15 protein-coding genes are annotated in these 16914 nt (G+C 68.8%); 10 read left to right on the top strand and 5 right to left on the bottom strand.

Features of this window, described 5'->3' with window-relative positions; translation table 11 throughout:
* Positions 1 to 40: 40 nt before the first annotated feature.
* The 3 genes from ABFX36_RS04690 to purL all read right to left on the bottom strand — a co-directional run bounded on the left by ABFX36_RS04690 (position 41) and on the right by purL (position 4407).
* Entirely contained in the window at positions 41 to 286 is a 246-nt protein-coding gene (locus ABFX36_RS04690; protein ID WP_346075142.1) for a TM2 domain-containing protein, read from the bottom strand.
* A gap of 53 nt (positions 287 to 339) precedes the next feature.
* Positions 340 to 2037 carry an alpha/beta hydrolase gene (locus tag ABFX36_RS04695; RefSeq protein ID WP_346075144.1) on the bottom strand — a complete coding sequence of 566 codons (1698 nt, stop codon included), beginning with the start codon at positions 2035 to 2037 and terminating at the stop codon, positions 340 to 342.
* Between the two features lie 75 nt (positions 2038 to 2112).
* Positions 2113 to 4407 (bottom strand): phosphoribosylformylglycinamidine synthase subunit PurL, encoded by a 2295-nt coding sequence (gene purL / locus ABFX36_RS04700; RefSeq protein WP_045539527.1) that lies wholly within the window; start codon positions 4405 to 4407, stop codon positions 2113 to 2115.
* A gap of 164 nt (positions 4408 to 4571) precedes the next feature.
* On the opposite strand from purL, the gene eccA reads away from it, so the two are divergent.
* A complete protein-coding gene (gene eccA, locus ABFX36_RS04705) occupies positions 4572 to 6365 on the top strand; it encodes a type VII secretion AAA-ATPase EccA (RefSeq protein ID WP_346075146.1) in 1794 nt (597 codons plus the stop codon).
* Between the two features lie 23 nt (positions 6366 to 6388).
* On the opposite strand, the gene cysC is transcribed toward eccA, so the two are convergent.
* Positions 6389 to 8275 carry an adenylyl-sulfate kinase gene (cysC, locus tag ABFX36_RS04710; protein ID WP_045539911.1) on the bottom strand — a complete coding sequence of 629 codons (1887 nt, stop codon included), beginning with the start codon at positions 8273 to 8275 and terminating at the stop codon, positions 6389 to 6391.
* A complete protein-coding gene (gene cysD, locus ABFX36_RS04715) occupies positions 8275 to 9231 on the bottom strand; it encodes a sulfate adenylyltransferase subunit CysD (RefSeq protein WP_006895750.1) in 957 nt (318 codons plus the stop codon). The genes cysC and cysD overlap by 1 nt, the downstream gene beginning before the upstream one ends.
* Positions 9232 to 9282: 51 nt before the next feature.
* Between cysD and ABFX36_RS04720 the strand changes: the two genes are divergently transcribed.
* The 9 genes from ABFX36_RS04720 to ABFX36_RS04760 all read left to right on the top strand — a co-directional run bounded on the left by ABFX36_RS04720 (position 9283) and on the right by ABFX36_RS04760 (position 16495).
* Entirely contained in the window at positions 9283 to 10164 is an 882-nt protein-coding gene (locus ABFX36_RS04720) for an IclR family transcriptional regulator (RefSeq protein WP_045539912.1), read from the top strand.
* A gap of 77 nt (positions 10165 to 10241) precedes the next feature.
* Entirely contained in the window at positions 10242 to 10841 is a 600-nt protein-coding gene (locus tag ABFX36_RS04725) for a DUF2249 domain-containing protein (RefSeq protein WP_006895753.1), read from the top strand.
* A gap of 4 nt (positions 10842 to 10845) precedes the next feature.
* Positions 10846 to 11196, top strand: coding sequence for a ferredoxin (gene fdxA, locus ABFX36_RS04730; RefSeq protein WP_006895755.1), 351 nt, complete (start codon positions 10846 to 10848; stop codon positions 11194 to 11196).
* A gap of 5 nt (positions 11197 to 11201) precedes the next feature.
* Positions 11202 to 11795, top strand: a complete 594-nt coding sequence (locus ABFX36_RS04735; RefSeq protein ID WP_006895756.1) for a helix-turn-helix transcriptional regulator — start codon at positions 11202 to 11204, stop codon at positions 11793 to 11795.
* On the top strand, positions 11792 to 12241 hold the full coding sequence (locus ABFX36_RS04740) for a hypothetical protein (RefSeq protein WP_006895758.1): 450 nt from the start codon (positions 11792 to 11794) through the stop codon (positions 12239 to 12241). Before ABFX36_RS04735 ends, ABFX36_RS04740 begins: the two co-directional genes overlap by 4 nt.
* Before the next feature lie 59 nt (positions 12242 to 12300).
* Positions 12301 to 13212 (top strand): enoyl-CoA hydratase, encoded by a 912-nt coding sequence (locus ABFX36_RS04745; protein ID WP_006895760.1) that lies wholly within the window; start codon positions 12301 to 12303, stop codon positions 13210 to 13212.
* Positions 13212 to 14414, top strand: a complete 1203-nt coding sequence (locus ABFX36_RS04750; protein ID WP_006895764.1) for an acyl-CoA dehydrogenase family protein — start codon at positions 13212 to 13214, stop codon at positions 14412 to 14414. Before ABFX36_RS04745 ends, ABFX36_RS04750 begins: the two co-directional genes overlap by 1 nt.
* 3 nt (positions 14415 to 14417) lie before the next feature.
* Complete coding sequence (locus ABFX36_RS04755; RefSeq protein ID WP_346075153.1) at positions 14418 to 15383, top strand: acyl-CoA dehydrogenase family protein; 966 nt, start codon at positions 14418 to 14420, stop codon at positions 15381 to 15383.
* Entirely contained in the window at positions 15380 to 16495 is a 1116-nt protein-coding gene (locus ABFX36_RS04760) for an acyl-CoA dehydrogenase family protein (protein ID WP_045540927.1), read from the top strand. Before ABFX36_RS04755 ends, ABFX36_RS04760 begins: the two co-directional genes overlap by 4 nt.
* Positions 16496 to 16914: the final 419 nt, after the last annotated feature.

Genomic DNA, 16914 nt, shown 5'->3' on the forward strand with positions numbered 1-16914 from the left:
GCGGAAGGAACGGCGGCTGCGCGCCGAAATGGGGCTTCCGCTATCGGAGCACTCGCCCGTCGCCGTCGCGAACGGACCCGGTGAAGATCATGATCGCGTCGACCAACACCCAGATTCCGAGACCGACGAAGAGCACCACTCCGATAACGAAGAAGGACGTCACAAGCGCCACGAACCACAGCACGAGTTGTCCCGCGGCGACGCCGTGGGTGCCGATGTACCAGCGTCCGATGCCGAACCCGCCCAAGAACAACTGCAGCAGCCCGGCGGTACGACCACAACACAACCGTGTCGACCGAACGACCTACTGCCGTAATCGCCCGACTCGCCTGTCCGCCTTCACTTCTCCGGACCGTCGTGGCCTCGCAGATCGAGCAGCGCGGACCGCACCCGCGCGGTGTCCGCATCGGTCCAGCCCGCGGGCTGGGTCACTGCGATCCAACCGTCGAGGATGACGGTGCCGTAATTGTGTCCGTGTCCGTCGGGTACTCCGGCCGCATTGCCCAGGTCCGCGCTGACCTGCCAGAACGTGACAATCGGGTACCACCGCATCGCGGGAGTGCGGTCGCCGTCGGCGGGCTCGGAAAGCCAGTCCGGCTTCTGGTAGAGCAACTCGGGCGACCACCAGACCACGGGATCGGACGGGTGCTGGATGTACAGCACCCGCGGCGCGAGCCAGGGATCCGGATTGCGGCCGATGGCCGCCGCGTCGTTGGCGAAGCGGACCACCAGCCCGTTCGCGTAAGTCGGCTCCGCCTCCGGGGTGCCCGGGTCACGACGGTCGACGAGCGCGCGCCACAACGGATTCGAGTCGGGCGGCCCGACCCACAGCACACCGTCGACCGTCGAGCGGATCGCATTCAGGTCGTCGAACGCCCCCTCACCCGCCTGCGTGCCGAGGCTCTCGCCGTAGACGAACAGTTTCGGCCGGTGACCGGGCGGCTTGGTCAGCCACCTGTCGTGCACCGCCGTCACCAGGCGGCGTCCGGCCTCCGCGGCTTTCTCGCGGTCGGCGAGGAACGAGACCCAGCTCGGCAGGTACGAGTACTGTGCCGCGACCAACGCGCAGTCGCCGTTCGCGACGAGTTCGAAAGTCTGCGCGGCGGTCGGATTGACCCAGCCGGTGCCGGTGGTCGGAATGATCACGAGCGTCTGACGATCGAAGGCGCCGGTCCGCTCCAATTCGTCGACTACCAGCTTCATCTGCGCGTCCGGGCCGTCCGCCGACTCCAGACCGGCGTAGACGCGGATCGGCTCCTTCGCGGGCTTGCCGTTGTACTTCGCCAGTTCGGCCGCTCGAATGCCTCCGGAGACGAAGTTCCGGCCCTCGAATCCGAGGGTCTCCCACCGTGCCGCGGACTGAGGGCTCCCCGACTTCTCGGCCAGGGCGGGCTGCACCGCGCCGTCGCGCGTGGTGTCGTTGGTGGCGCTGAAGACGGCGTTCATCGCCACGTAACTGCCGCGCAGCGCGACGCCGTCGATCAGCGTGTACGTCACGACCAGCATCACGATGAGCGAGATCACCCCCGCCACCCGCCGCGGGATGCGGAAGATCCGGTTGATTGTGCGCGCCAGCCACCGGCCGACGTCCCGAAGCACCCGGAACACCGCGACGATCGCGACCGCGATCACCAGGCTCAACGCCATCGCCCGCAGATAGCCGAGGTACGACGGAGGGTCGGTTCCCATCAGGTCGGCGAGCTGGGCCTGTGACCGCACTCCGTAGTACAGAGCGACCGTCGAGGCCACCGCACACAGGATGGGGACGCCGATGCGCAAAACGCGACGAACGCGGGCCGGCGGCGGCCACCAGGCGACGCGTGAGAGAACCAGCCGCCCGATCGCGAAGGCCAGCAGCGAGCCGACCGCGTAGCCGGTCGCCGCGGCGATGCCGCCGATGAGACCCTGAAACGTCCAGAGCCGAGGAAGCAGCGAGGGCGTCAGCGACCAGATGTAGAAGACGGTCCCGATCGCCAGCCCCGGCGCGTCGATGCGCAGTACCCGCATCGTCCGGGTCACCGCCGATCCGAACCACATCGACGAATGACGAACGGCGGCGCGCGGAGTTCTCCGCGGCGCCGCCTTCGTCAGTCGCTCATCGTGACCCAACGGCTACCCGAACAACCGGGGCAGCGTTCCCTCATGCACCTCGCGCAGTTCGTCGAGCTTGACCTCGAAGTGATCCTGGACCTCCAGCGCGTCGCTGCCCTGATCCACGACGCCGATGCGCGTCCACGGCATCTGCCGGGCGTCGAGCATCGCGCAGAACCTCGACTCCTCGGTGCGCGGCACGGCCACCAGGACGCGCCCCGCCGATTCCGAGAACAGCGTCACGAACGGGTCGGCGCCCTCGGGCAGCAGAATGCGGCAGCCGGTCTCGCCCGCCAGTGCGGCTTCGGCGACGGTCTGGATCAGACCGCCCTCGGAGACGTCGTGCGCTGCGGAGACGAGGCCGTCACGCGATGCGGCGACCAGGATCTCGCCGAGCAGACGCTCGCGTTCGAGGTCGACCTTCGGCGGCACGCCGCCGAGATGATCGTGCTCCACCTGTGCCCAGATCGAGCCGTCGAACTCGTCACGGGTGTCGCCGAGCAGGATCAACGTCTCGCCCGGCTCGGTGCCGATGTCGGTCGGGATGCGCCGGCGGACGTCGTCGATCACACCGAGCACGCCGACGACCGGTGTCGGGAGGATCGCGGTGGAACCGGTCTGGTTGTAGAAGCTGACGTTGCCTCCGGTCACCGGGATGCCGAGCTGCGCACAGCCGTCGGCGAGACCGCGAACGGCCTGGCTGAACTGCCACATCACGGCGGGGTCCTCGGGAGAACCGAAGTTGAGACAGTTCGTGACGGCGCGCGGGCCCGCACCGGAGACCACCACGTTGCGGTAGGCCTCGGCCAGTGCCAGCTGGGCGCCGGCGTAGGGATCGAGATAGGTGTAGCGACCCGACGTGTCGGTGGCGATCGCGATGCCGCGACCGGTCTCCTCGTCGATCCGGATCATGCCCGAGTCCGCGTGCTCGGCCAGGACGGTGTTGCCGCGCACGTAGCGGTCGTACTGCTCGGTGATGAACTTTCGGCTGCACAGCGCCGGGCTCGCGAGCAACTTGAGGAACGTGGCGCGCAGTTCGTCGGAGGTCTGCGGGCGCGCCAGACCCTCGGTGGTCGAGGCGACCACGTCGTCCTGCCAGTCGGGGCGTGCGACGGGTCGTTCGTACACCGGTCCCTCGTGGGCGACGGTGCGCGGCGGCACGTCGACCACGGTCTCACCGTGCCACGTCACCTCCAGGTGCTCGCCGTCGGTGACCTCGCCGATCACCGTGGCGAGGACGTCCCATTTGCGGCACACCTCCATGAAGGCGTCGACGTTCTCCGGGGTCACGACCGCGCACATGCGCTCCTGCGACTCCGACGAGAGCACCTCCGCCGGGGTCATGCCCTCGGCTCGCATCGGCACCTTCTCGAGCTCGATGTGCATGCCGCCGTCGCCTGCGGCTGCCAATTCGCTGGTGGCACAGGAGAGTCCGGCACCGCCCAGGTCCTGGATGCCGACGACGAGACCTGCCTTGTACAGGTCCAGGCAGCACTCGATCAGCACCTTCTCGGTGAACGGGTCGCCGACCTGCACGCTCGGCAGCTTCTTGCGGCTCGGGCCGTTGCCGCCGTCGTCGTCGAAGGTCTCCGACGCCAGGACCGAGACGCCGCCGATACCGTCGAGTCCGGTGCGGGCGCCGAACAGGATGATCTTGTTGCCCGTGCCCGATGCGAATGCCAGATGCAGGTCCTCCACGCGCAGCACGCCGGCGCACAGCGCGTTCACCAGCGGGTTGCCCTGGTAGCTGGGGTCGAACACCGTCTCGCCGCCGATGTTGGGCAGACCGAGGGAGTTGCCGTAGCCGCCGATGCCGCGGACCACGCCGTCGACCACGCGCCGGGTGTCGGGCGCATCGGCCGCACCGAATCGGAGCTGGTCCATGACCGCGATCGGCCGCGCGCCCATCGCCATGATGTCGCGGACGATGCCACCGACGCCGGTCGCCGCGCCCTGGTAGGGCTCGACGTAGCTCGGGTGGTTGTGCGACTCGACCTTGAACGTGACGGCCCATCCGTCGCCGACGTCGACCACGCCCGCGTTCTCGCCGATGCCGGCGAGCATTCCCGCCCGCATCTCCTCGGTGGTCGTCTCGCCGAAGTAGCGCAGGTGCACCTTCGACGACTTGTAGCTGCAGTGTTCAGACCACATCACCGAGTACATGGCGAGTTCGGCGTCGGTGGGACGGCGGCCGAGGATCTCCCGGATCCGGGCGTATTCGTCGTCCTTGAGACCGAGCTCGGCATAGGGCTGCGGCTGATCGGGGGTATCGGCGGCGTGGGAAACGGTATCGACCTGGGCGCTCACGGCGACCATTCTATGCGAGGTCACGTGGGTGGACGGCCACGCCTCCGGCCGGGGTGCGCGAGCACCACCGGGATGCGGCGCGCGGGTGCCCTCTGCTGGGAGTTCGCGCGGTCCGGCCCCGCTTGTCGGAGGGTATGGATACAGTTTGCGCACACCAGGTTCGGGGGGACCACATGGCCGAGGGGCAGATTCTCTACACGCGCGCTCTATCCACGCGCGGAGCGGCAGACGGCAAGTCGCCTGCCCGCGAGTACTTCATCGCCGGGCTCACGGCTGCCGGATTCCTGACCGGCGGCGGGCCGCCCGATCCGAAACGAGCCGAGGCGGCCTTCACCCGCGCCACCGAGCTCGACGGCGCACTCGGCGACGCCTGGCTGGGACGGGTCGCCGTCGGCGATCGATCGGGTCCGGTGCTGCTGGGGCTGTACCGAGCGCGCGATTCGATCGGCGCCGAGCAACGCCGCTTGGGACTTCCGACCGGTGTGCTGGCCGGGCATCTGCCGAGCGGGATGTTCATCGACCTGCCGATCACCGGACCGGCGGACGCCGCCGCGGCATATGCGGCGTCCCTGCTGGCCGGCGGAGACGTGGCCGGCGCCGAGGACGTACTGGCCGAGATCGAGCACGCCGACTCGACCGCCGACTTCTGCCGCGGCATTGTCGAGCTACGCAAGCGCCGTTGGCGCGATGTCCTGCGGACACTCTCCGTCTCAAGCACGTGGAACGACGAGTATCTCTGCGCCGCAGCCGACTTCATGATCGGAACGGCCTGTGTGCAGTTGGGCCTGTTCGAGGAGGGGCTGCGCAGACTGTCGAGCGCCGGGGACTCGGCGCTCACCAATTGCCGGCCGCAGGCCCTCTTCACGATGGGGCTGGCCCTGCGCGCACAGGGCGACGAGTCCGCTGCCCGGTCTGCGTTCGAAGAGGCCTACGCCCTGGACTCACGGCTCACCGACGCCGCCCGCGCGCTCGCCGATCCGTCGCTGCAGCTGACGGTCGATCGCGCGGTCGAGCCCGCCGGCGGCCCTCGCGCCGAACGGGGGCGCGGCGTCGACGAACTCGCGTTGCGGGAGGTGTCCGAGGAACTCGCCGCTCAGATCGGGCTGGCGCCGGTCAAAGAACAGGTCGAGCGGCTGCGCGCGGCGGTCACCCTCGCGCAGTTGCGATCGGAGAAGGGACTGCGCACACAGTCGCGCAGTCTGCACCTCGCCTTCACCGGACCGCCGGGGACCGGTAAGACCACGATCGCGCGTCTGGTCGCGCGGCTGTACCGTGCGCTCGGTCTGCTGTCGACGGACACGGTCGTCGAAGTCAGTCGAAAGGACCTCGTCGGACAGCACTTGGGCGCCACGGCACCGAAGACGTCAGCGGTAGTGGACTCCGCCCTCGACGGCGTGCTGTTCATCGACGAGGCGTACACCCTCGTTCAGGAGGGTCTCTCCGGCGGCGACGCCTTCGGCCGCGAAGCCGTCGACACGCTGCTCGCTCGCATGGAGAACGACCGGGACCGCCTGGTCGTGATCATCGCAGGCTACGACGACGACATCGACCGACTCCTGTCCGCGAACGAGGGTCTGGCGTCCCGCTTCGCCCGCCGGATCCGATTCACCTCGTACACACCCGGTGAGCTGATCCGGATCGCCGAATCGATCGCTCAGCACCGGGACGCCCGGCTGTCGGCGGAGGCGACGGCGATGCTCGAAACAGAGTTCGCCGACCTCTACGGCCTGATCCATGAGGGCCGCCGCGCATCGGATACCGCGGGCAACGCCCGTTTCGTGCGCAACGTCGTCGAAGCCGCAGAGGAGGAACGCGAGCTGCGGCTCGCCCGGACCGCCGAGCTCGCGATGCTGACCGAATCGGATCTGATGACCGTGACCGGCGCCGACATGCGCGCCGCACTGGCCCAGTTCGCCGATATCGGCGCCGTCCCCGCCGACGACGACCCGGATGACCGATTCGCGTAGCCTTTCAGCCGACGAACAGCTGGCTACAGCCCCAAGTCGCGCATGATCCGGTCGGCGATCTGCTTCGGTGACCCATCGCCCGGGCGCACCACCAGGTCCGGGCTCTCGGGCACTTCGTACGGAGAGTCGATGCCGGTGAACTGGGTGATCTCGCCGGCCCGGGCTTTCGCGTAGAGGCCTTTCGGGTCACGTGCCTCGCAGTCGTCGAGCGGAGTGTCGACGAAGATCTCATAGAACGGCAGATCAGCCGCTTCGTGAATCTCCCTGGCCCGCTGCCGCTCTGCGGCGAACGGGCTGATCAGCGACACCAACGCGATCGCTCCGGAATCGGCGAACAGCGACGCGACCTCCGCGGTCCGGCGGATGTTCTCGCGCCGGTCGTCGTCGCTGAAGCCGAGGTCGCCGTTGAGCCCGTGACGCAGATTGTCGCCGTCGAGCAGGTAGGCGGGCCTGCCTTCGGCGACGATCCGCCGCTCCAACTCGGTGGCGATGGTCGATTTACCGGACCCCGAGAGGCCGGTGAGCCATACGGTCGCGCCGCGATGCGACCGTCCTGCGCGCGTCACCTTGCTCGACTGCCACACCACGTGGCTGTCGTGCGCGAGCGGTGCGCTGATCATGCCCGCGGCCACTGTCGCGTTGGTGGTCTCGTCGATCAGAATGAAACTGCCGGTGGCGCGGTTGCGGCGGTACTCGTCGAACATCACCGGATGCTGCGCGTGCAACGACAGCCGGCCGATCTCGTTGAGCGTGAGGGCCGTCGCGTCCTCGTCCCGATGAAGAGTGTTGACGTCGAGCCGGTAGTTGAGTCCCTGCACGCGCACGCGCGTCTCCCGGGTTCCGCAGAGCATCACGTAGGTGTTGCCTGGAGCGAGAGCGGTGCTCTCGGAGAACCAGCAGACCATCGCGTCCAGTTCACGTCCCACGTGCGGGCGATTGTTGGGCCGCACCAGCATGTCGCCGCGCACGATGTCGATCTCGTCGTCCAACGCGATCGAGACCGCCTGGGAGGCGAACGCCTCCTGGAGTTCGACGCCGCCGGGTCCCCAGATCTGCTTCACCGTGGTCCCGAATCCGCCGGGCAGCGCGACGACCTTGTCGCCCACCGCGAACGTCCCTCCGGCGACGGTGCCGGCGAAGGCGCGGTGGTCGAGGCCGTCGCTGCGCTGCGGTCGGATCACATACTGCACCGGGAACCGCGCGTCGCGCAGATTGCGGTCGGAGGCGATGTACACGTTCTCCAGATGGCTGAGCAGCGGTCGGCCGGTGTACCAGGGCATCGCCTCGGACCGGTCGACGACATTGTCACCGCGCAGAGCCGAGATCGGGATGAAGCTCATGTCGCCGACGTTGAGCTTGGCCGCGAACGCGACCACTTCGTCGCAGATCTCCTCGAACCGCTCCTGCGAGTAGTCGACGAGATCCATCTTGTTGACGCAGACCGTCAAGTGCGGGATCCCCAGGAGCGACGATAGGAAGGCATGGCGGCGAGTCTGCTCGAGCACGCCCTTGCGAGCGTCGATCAGGATGATCGCGAGGTCGGCGGTGGACGCGCCGGTGACCATGTTGCGGGTGTACTGCACGTGTCCCGGCGAATCCGCGATGATGAACTTCCGGTTCTGCGTCGCGAAGTAGCGGTACGCCACGTCGATGGTGATCCCCTGCTCGCGCTCGGCGCGCAGCCCGTCGGTGAGCAGCGCCAGATCGGCGTACTCGTCTCCGCGCTGGGCGCTGGTGCGCTCGATCGCTTCGAGCTGGTCGGTGAGGATCGACTTCGAGTCGTAGAGGAGCCGGCCGATCAGAGTCGACTTACCGTCGTCCACGCTGCCCGCGGTGGCGATCCTGAGCAGTTCCGCCGGAGCGATCACCTCGGTGTCGGCCGGGCCGGCCGCACGGTTGTCGGTGCGCATCAGAAGTAGCCCTCTTTCTTGCGGTCTTCCATGCCGGCTTCGGAGATCCGGTCGTCGGCTCGCGTGGCGCCCCGCTCGGTGACCCGAGTGGCGGCGACTTCGGCGATCACCTTCTCCGGGGTGTCAGCCTCGCTTCGGACACAACCGGTGCAGGTGGCATCGCCGACCGTGCGGAAACGAACGCGCTCGACGTGTGCGGTCTCACCCGGATAGGTCTCCAGGAAGCGCGTCTTCGCCAGGAGCATGCCGTCGCGGGGCACCACCTCACGCTCGTGCGCGTAGTAGATCGACGGGAGTTCGATGCCCTCCTGGGCGATGTAGTTCCAGATGTCGAGCTCGGTCCAGTTGCTCAACGGGAACACCCGGATGTGCTCACCCCGCGCGCAGTGGCCGTTGTACAGGTTCCACAGTTCGGGCCGCTGGTTGCGCGGGTCCCATGCTCCGAACGAGTCGCGGAAACTGAAGAACCGTTCCTTGGCGCGTGCCTTCTCCTCGTCACGTCGCGCACCGCCGAACACCGCGTCGAACCGATGCTCCGCGATCCCCCTCAGCAGCGCCGCTGTCTGCAGCCGATTGCGCGACGTGCCCGGCCCGGTCTGCTCGACCACCCGGCCGGCGTCGATGTCGTCCTGCACGCTGCTGACGATCAGCGACACCCCGGTCTGCTCGACCACCCGGTCGCGGTACTCGATCACTTCATCGAAGTTGTGTCCGGTGTCGACGTGCATGAGCGGAAAGGGGACCGGCGCCGGCCAGAACGCCTTGCGCGCCAGATGGAACATCACCACCGAGTCCTTGCCCCCGGAGAAGAGCATGGCGGGGCGCTCGAAAGTGGCGCCCACTTCGCGGAAGATGTGGACGGACTCGGCCTCCAGTTCCTCGAGAGTCGTCAGCTCGTACCGTCGGCCGGTTCCGGCCGGGGCGGCCGGACGGGTCCCGTCGGGCGATGTGATCATCGACGCCACTTTCCTTGACTTGTCGAATATTCGACACTTAGTGTTGGCAATATGACAGCAACGGTAGGTGACGGACGCCCCGAGCGTCAATCGTCCCCGCCGACGCGCCGTGTGGTGGACGTGATGTCGCTCCTCGTCGAGCGCGCGGGCGATTCCCTCACGCTCGCAGAGGTCGTGCGAGTGACCGGCATCCCCCGCGGGACCGCACACGCGATCGCCACTCAGCTGTGCGAACTCGGCTGGCTGTCCAGGCGGCGGGACAACTCCTTCTCACTCGGCCCCGAGTTCCTCACCGTGTCCCGGCGCGCCGCACGTCTGGACCTGGTGGCGGCGAGCGCGATCCCCGCGATGCAGACCCTCGTCGAAGAGACCGGAGTGCCGGCGTTCCTCGCGCGCCGCACCGGCGATCTGGTGACCGTGGCCGATCAGGTCGTCCCGCAGACCGCTCCCGATTCCTGGGTGCCGCCGTTGCGCCGCGTCCACCTCCGACCGCCGCTGTGCCGCGAGTTCATCGCATGGTCGGACGAGCCCGAGCGCACCGACTGGCTGGCCGAGGCGTCCGCGGACCAGCGCGCCCGCCTCGCCGCCGTCCTCGACGCGATCCGCGATCGGGGCTATTCGATCGAGCGGATCACCGGACACCACCGCGCCATCATCGACACCCTGGGCAATCTCGACGAAATGCCCGCCCAGTTGCGATCGCGGATGTCGGAACTCGTGTCGGAACTGTCGGCGATCGATTACCTGCCCGCGGAATTGACCGGCGAGGTGGGCGCGGTGAGCGTCGGCGCCCCCATCTTCGACGCCGACGGAACCGCGATCGGCGCGATCGTCTCCTGCCCCGATTCGACGATGCCCGCGGACGAGGTCGCAGGGCTCGGTGCCGCGACGCGTGCGGCCGCCGACGAGGTGAGCGCCGCCGTCCGCCGCTGAACACACGCGTTGCCCCACGTCACGAATCGCGCTAGATTTTTTACAAGACTTCATTGTTTTTATTAGGAGGACTGGTCATGCCCGACGTCACCCTGGATGTCCGCGAGATCCCCAAGCCCCAGCGCCACCCCAAGATCTTCGGCATCTTCGACTCACTCGACGTCGGCGAGGCGATCATCCTGATCAACGACCACGATCCGCGGCATCTGCACGACGAGTTCGACGAACGACTGCCCGGCGGATACGGCTGGGACTATCTGGTGCGCGAGAAGCGCGACTACCGCATCCGCATCAGCAAGACAACCGCGGCCCCGCCGCCCCGCCTGCTCGGCAACACCGCCGAGCTCACCGACGGACCGGTCGACGCCGCCGGCGTGGCGTGGAAGCTCGACTTCGACGGCCGCGGGCTCGATTCCAACCTGATCCGGCTGGCCCCGGGCGGCGGTATCGACACGCACCGGGGAGCGGAGGTGGACGTCCTGATCCACGTGGTCGCGGGGTCGGGCACCGTCGGCACCGAGACCGGCGATGTGGCGGTGTCCGCGGGCGATCTGCTCTGGTTGCCGCGGCGGTCGGAGCGATCGTTCACCGCCGGTCCCGATGGGCTGAGCTATCTCACCGTCCACACCCACCGCGAGCCCACGCTCACGATCGAGCCGCTCGGCACCGGGCGGTGACGACATGGCCTACGTGATCGCGCTCCCCTGCGTCGATGTGATGGACCGGGCGTGCGTGGAGGAATGTCCCGTCGACTGCATCTACGAAGGCGGCCGCAGCCTCTACATCCACCCCGACGAATGCGTCGACTGCGGCGCCTGCGAGCCGGTGTGCCCGGTGGAGGCCATCTTCTACGAGGACGACGTCCCCGACGAATGGACGCCGTACATCACCGACAACGCGGATTTCTTCGTCGAGACCCTGCCCGGCCGCGACGCACCCCTGGGCTCACCCGGCGGCGCGATGAAGCTCGGGCCCACCGGGGCCGACGCACCGCTGGTGGCCTCCCTCCCGCCGCAGGGCACCGACCACTGACCGCCGTGCGCACCACGATCCTGGACACCCTCCGCGCGGCGGCCGCGCCGATGACCGTCGCCGAAGTGGCGGAGGCGACCGACATTCCGCAGACCACCGTCCGCTTTCATTTGCGCGCACTCACCGCGGACGGGCTGATCGTCGTCGACACCGCCGAGCACGACGGGCCGGGGCGGCCTCGGCTCCTCTATCGGGCGCGCCCCGCGATGGACCCGTCCGGCCCTCGCAATTACGGGATCCTGGCCGAGGTGTTGCTCCGAACACTGGCCGACACGCCGGACGCGGCCGCGCGTGCGGTGGCCGCCGGTCGCGAATGGGGGGCGGCCGGCAGCTCCGGTTCCGACGAACCGGTCGAAGATCTGCTCGCCGTACTCGACGATCTCGGTTTCGCGCCCGAAGCGGCGGGCGACCGGATCCGCCTGAACCGCTGCCCGTTCCTCGAACTCGCCCGACGACAGCCGGCCCTGACCTGCTCGGTGCACCGGGGCATAGTGCAGGGCGTGCTCAGCAGGCACCACACCGACCTCCGCCTCGAGCGGCTGGACGCCTTCGTCGACGGCGACCACTGCTTGGCGGTCCTGGCGGGAGGCCGCCGGTGAGCCGGTTGAGCGTGGAGATCGACCTCTTCACTGCGACGGGGTCGGCCGCCGTCATCGCCGGCGGCTTGGTGGCCGCCGTGGCGCGCCCGCTCGATCTGGCGAAGGGCAGTTGGCTGGCGGCCTACCTGGTGCTCGTCTGCGGCGTCGCCCTCATCGCGATCGGCATCGCACAGCAACGTGCCCCGCAGCCGATGAGCGCGCGCTTCCACGCATCACAGCTGACGGGGTGGATCGCGGCGAACGCCCTGGTGATCGCCGGCTCGCTGACCGACACACCGGCCGTGGTCGACGTCGGGTCGATCCTGCTGCTCGTCGTCCTGGCCGCCACGTGGCGGGCCGGCCTGCGCCTTCTGGGGTCGAAGGCGCCGGCGGCGTACGCCTACCTCGCGGTCCTGACGGTCCTCATCGTGAGCGTGCCCATCGGGATGGTTCTCGCCTCCCGCTGACGGCCCGCGCCGGCGCCCGGCCTACCAACCAAGCACTTGCTAGGTTAGAGTCTGTAGGTATGAGCAACGCCGTCATCCCTCCCCCGTTGGGGCCCGACGACCTCGGCCCCGACACGTCGCCCGTCGCATACGAGACCGCCGGCGCCGTCGCCTATGTCACGCTGAACCGTCCCGATTACCGCAACGCGCAGAACTCGGTGATGACGTACTCGCTGGACGCGGCGTTCCGGAAAGCCGTCGACGACACCGAGATCAAGGTGATCGTGCTGCGCGCCAATGGAAAGCACTTCTCCGCGGGCCACGACATCGGCACCCCCGAACGCGACTTCGACACGTTCTATCCCAATGTGGCGACGCTGCACTGGGATCACACGCGCGGCGACGGCGAGCCGCTCGACAGCAACCAGCGACTGGCCCGCGAGATCGAGGTGTACATGGGGATGTGCCGCCGCTGGCGGGAGATCCCGAAGCCCGTCATCGCTCAGGTGCACGGCGCGTGCATCGCCGGAGGCCTGATGCTCGCGTGGTCGGCCGACTTCATCGTCGCCTCCGACGACGCCTTCTTCTCCGACCCCGTCGCCCGGATGGGCATTCCCGGCGTCGAGTACTTCGCGCACGCGTACGTCCTCGGGGCGCGGCGTGCCAAGGAGATCCTGTTCACCGGCCAGCGCTTCACCGCGGCGCAGGCGCTGGACTGGGGAATGGTGAACCACGTCGTTCCGCGCGAGGGTCTGAGCGCCAAGGTCGACGAGCTCTGCGCGCAGATGACCGAGATGCCGATGCAGGGACTGTTCCTGAGCAAAAAGGCCGTCAACATCTGCGAAGACCAGATGGGGATGCGCAATGCCATGGACTCGGTGTTCGGCTGGCATCACTTCGCACACGCGGCCAACGACGCCGATTCGGGGGACTCGCTCGGCGGCATGGACGCGCGCAGCATGCGCGACGCCGCGCAGAAGGGTGAGGCCTGATGGACCTGCTGTTCGACGACGCCGCCCAGAAGTTCCGCGCCGAGGTCCGCGCCTGGCTGGCCGAGCACGTGCCCGCCGACCCGCTGCCTTCGATGGACACCGCCGAAGGTTTCGAAGCGCACCGCGCGTGGGAGGCCGAGATGGCGGCCGACCGGATGTCGGTGGTCAGTTGGCCCGAGGAATTCGGCGGACGCGACGAGCCGCTGCTGCACTGGCTGATCTTCGAAGAGGAGTACTACCGATCGGGGGCGCCTGGCCGTGTGAGTCAGAACGGCATCTTCCTGCTCGCCCCGACCCTCTTCGAGCACGCGAGTCCGGAACAGCTCGCCCGCATCATGCCGCGCATGGCTCGTGCGGACGACATCTGGGGGCAGGCATGGAGTGAGCCGGAGGCCGGGTCCGACCTCGCGTCGCTGCGGTCCACCGCCACCCGCACCGACGGCGGCTGGCTGCTGAACGGGCAGAAGACCTGGAGCTCCCGGTCGAGTTTCGCCGACTGGGGGTTCGGATTGTTCCGCACCGACCCGGAGGCGCCCGCCGCCGGGAGCGAAGCGAGCGGGGCGAAATCGGGCCGGCACAGGAACATCACGTACTTCATGTTCGACCTGCGCAGCGAGGGCGTGACCGTGCGCCCGATCGCTCAGCTCGACGGTGAGGCGGGGTTCGCCGAACTCTTCCTGGAGAACGTCTTCGTGCCCGACGACCCCGACGACCCAGCCCACTCGGGCGTCATCGGCCAGGTGAACAACGGGTGGAAGGTCGCGATGAGCACCGCGGCCAACGAACGCGGACTGTCGTTGCGGTCGCCGGGCCGATTCCTCGCTGCCACCGATCGTCTGGTGAGACTGTGGAAGGAACGCGGCGCCGACGCACCGTCGACCGCCGCCACCGACAAGGGCGTCGCCGACGCCTGGATCGGTGCACGCGCCTACGAACTGTCGACGTATCAGACGGTCAGCCGGCTGGCGGCAGGCGGACAGCTCGGCATGGAGTCGTCGATCAACAAGGTGTTCTGGTCGCAGTGGGACATCGCCGCCCACGAGACCGCACTCGACCTGCAGGGCGCCGACGCCGAACTCGCCGACCCCTGGATGGACGGCTACCTCTTCTCGCTGTCGGGACCGATTTACGCCGGCACCAACGAGATCCAGCGAAACGTGATCGCCGAGCGACTCCTCGGCCTGCCCCGCGGAGACCGATAGACCATGGACTTCCTCCTCAACGACATCCACACCGACCTGGCGTCCACCGTCGCCGCCATCGGCGAGAAGGCAGGCGGAGCAGCGGTCGCACGCGCATGGTCGGAGGGCGACCGCACCCCCGCCCTCACCGTCTACGGCCGGCTCGCCGAGGCCGGAATCACCGGTCTGCTCGTCGACGACGATCTGGGCGGCTCGGGTGCCGGTGCCACCGAGATGGTGGTCGCCGCAGAGCAGATCGGCCGGTTCGCGCTGCCCGGCCCGGTCGCCGAGACCTTCGCCGCCGTCCCCTGCGCGCTCGCGGCTGCGGGCGCGTCCGATGCGCTGGCGGCGCTGCTGAACGGCCGTCCGGCCACCATCGCGACGTCGACCACCGCCGGTCGCGCCGCGGCGCCGGTCGACGCGGACGTCTACGTCCTGCGCGACGGGGCCCTCTCTTCGGGGACCGTCGTCGCCGAACACCCGTCGGTCGATCCGACCCGGACAGTGGCCGACGTCGAGGCCGGAACCGAGCTCGGGACCGCGGACGAGAGGGCGGTCGCGCATCTCGGCGCGCTGGCGACGGCCGCGCAGCTGATCGGGCTGGGCGGTGCGATGCTCGACATCGCTTCGGAATACGCCAAGGCGCGCAAACAGTTCAACCGCGCCATCGGCTCGTACCAGGCCGTCAAACACCACCTGGCCGACGTCGCCATCGCCATCGAGATGGCCCGGCCCCTGGTCCACGGTGCAGCGGTGGGTCTCGATGGAAACGCACCGGCGGACACCGATGTGGCGCGCGACGTCTCCGCTGCGAAGGTCGCCGCGGCGGATGCGGCGTACCTCGCCTCACGCCGGAGTCTGCAGGTGCTCGGCGCCATCGGATACACCGCCGAGCACGATCTCTCGCTGTACCTGACCAAGACCCGTGCGCTCGTGTCGGCGTGGGGCACTCCCGCCGAGCACCGCGCCCTGATCCTGGAGACCCTGTGAGCACTCACGAGAGCATCAGCGCCGAAGACCGCGCAGCCTTGGCCGAGTCGATCCGCGACGTGCTGCACCGCCGATCCGATTCCGCCTCGGTCCGCTCCGCCATCCGCACGCAGGGCCGCATGGACCGCGCCGTGTGGGAGACACTCTGCACCGAGGTGGGAGTCGCGGCCCTCGCCGTCCCCGAGCAGTACGACGGTGCCGGCGCCGCCCTCACCGAGACCGCCTTGGCCGTCGAGGAGGTGGGCGCCGCTCTCGCTCCGGTGCCTGTGTTCTCGTCCGCGGTTCTGGCCGCGGGTGCCGTCCTCGCCTCCGGCGACGACGACGCGGCCGCCCGGCTGCTCCCTGGACTGGCTTCGGGCGAACGCATCGGCGCCCTGTGCTGGGCCGACGCCGCAGGGTGGTCGACGCCCGGTGTGGTCGCCGAGGCGGGCCTGCTCAGTGGGACCGCCGAGTACGTGATCGACGGCGAGTCGGCCGATGTCTTCCTGGTGGTGGCCGGTCGGCCGGGCGAGGCCGGGGCTGCGCAGACGCTGCACGAGGTGGACGCGAATGCCGAGGGCGTCACCGTCACCCCGCTGCCGCTGCTCGATCCCACGCGACCGCTGGCTCGCGTCAGTTTCGACGAGGTGTCGTCTACGACCCTCGCGTCGCCACCGGACGTCGCCGAGCGTATCCGCACCCTCGCTTGGGCGATGTTGTCGGCCGAGCAGGTTGGCGGCGCCGCCCGGGCCCTCGAACTGACGGTGGAGCACACCACCTCGCGCAAGCAGTTCGGGCGGGCGCTCGCCTCGTTCCAGGCGCTCAAGCACGCGATGGCCGACATGTACGTGAAGGTGGAGGCGATGCGGTCGATGTCCGCCGCGGCGATCGATGCCCTCGTCCAGGGACGCGACGACGCGGCCGAACTCGCCGCCGCCGCTCACGTCTACTGCTCGGAGGGTTACATGTCGGTCACCGGCTCCGCCGTCCAGTTGCACGGCGGCATCGGCATCACCTGGGAACACGACATCGGCATGTTCTTCAAACGTGCCCAGGCCGACGCTCAGCTGTTCGGCCAGCCGCATCACGCGCTGGCCCGGGTGAGTCTGAGCGAACCTTCCCAGGCAGGTTGAGCGAGCCCTCCCCAGGCTCGTTGAGCGCGGCCCCCAGGCTGGTTGAGCGAGCGAAGCGAGTCGAAACCAACCCGCACACACCATGTCTCGACACGCCGCGCTCGCTACGCTCACACGCCTACTCGACAAACCTCGGAACGACGACGAGCGCCCCTCTCAGGCTCGTTGAGCGACCCCCCAGGCTCGTTGAGCGAGCGAAGCGAGACGAAACCAACCGCACACACCATGTCTCGATACGCCGCACTCGCTACGCTCACACGCCTACTCGACAAACCTCGGAACGAAGGCGAACTGAAGCGCCCTGGGTTTGATGGAGACTCGCGCTATTTGATTCCGACCAGCTGTTCGCGGTCGGCTTGGACAGCATAGAACGCGTGCTCGAACTCGGCGGGCGGGACGTCGCCGAGGTATCCGTGGAG

The organism is Gordonia cholesterolivorans, assembly GCF_039531975.1.
Taxonomy (GTDB): domain Bacteria; phylum Actinomycetota; class Actinomycetes; order Mycobacteriales; family Mycobacteriaceae; genus Gordonia; species Gordonia sihwensis.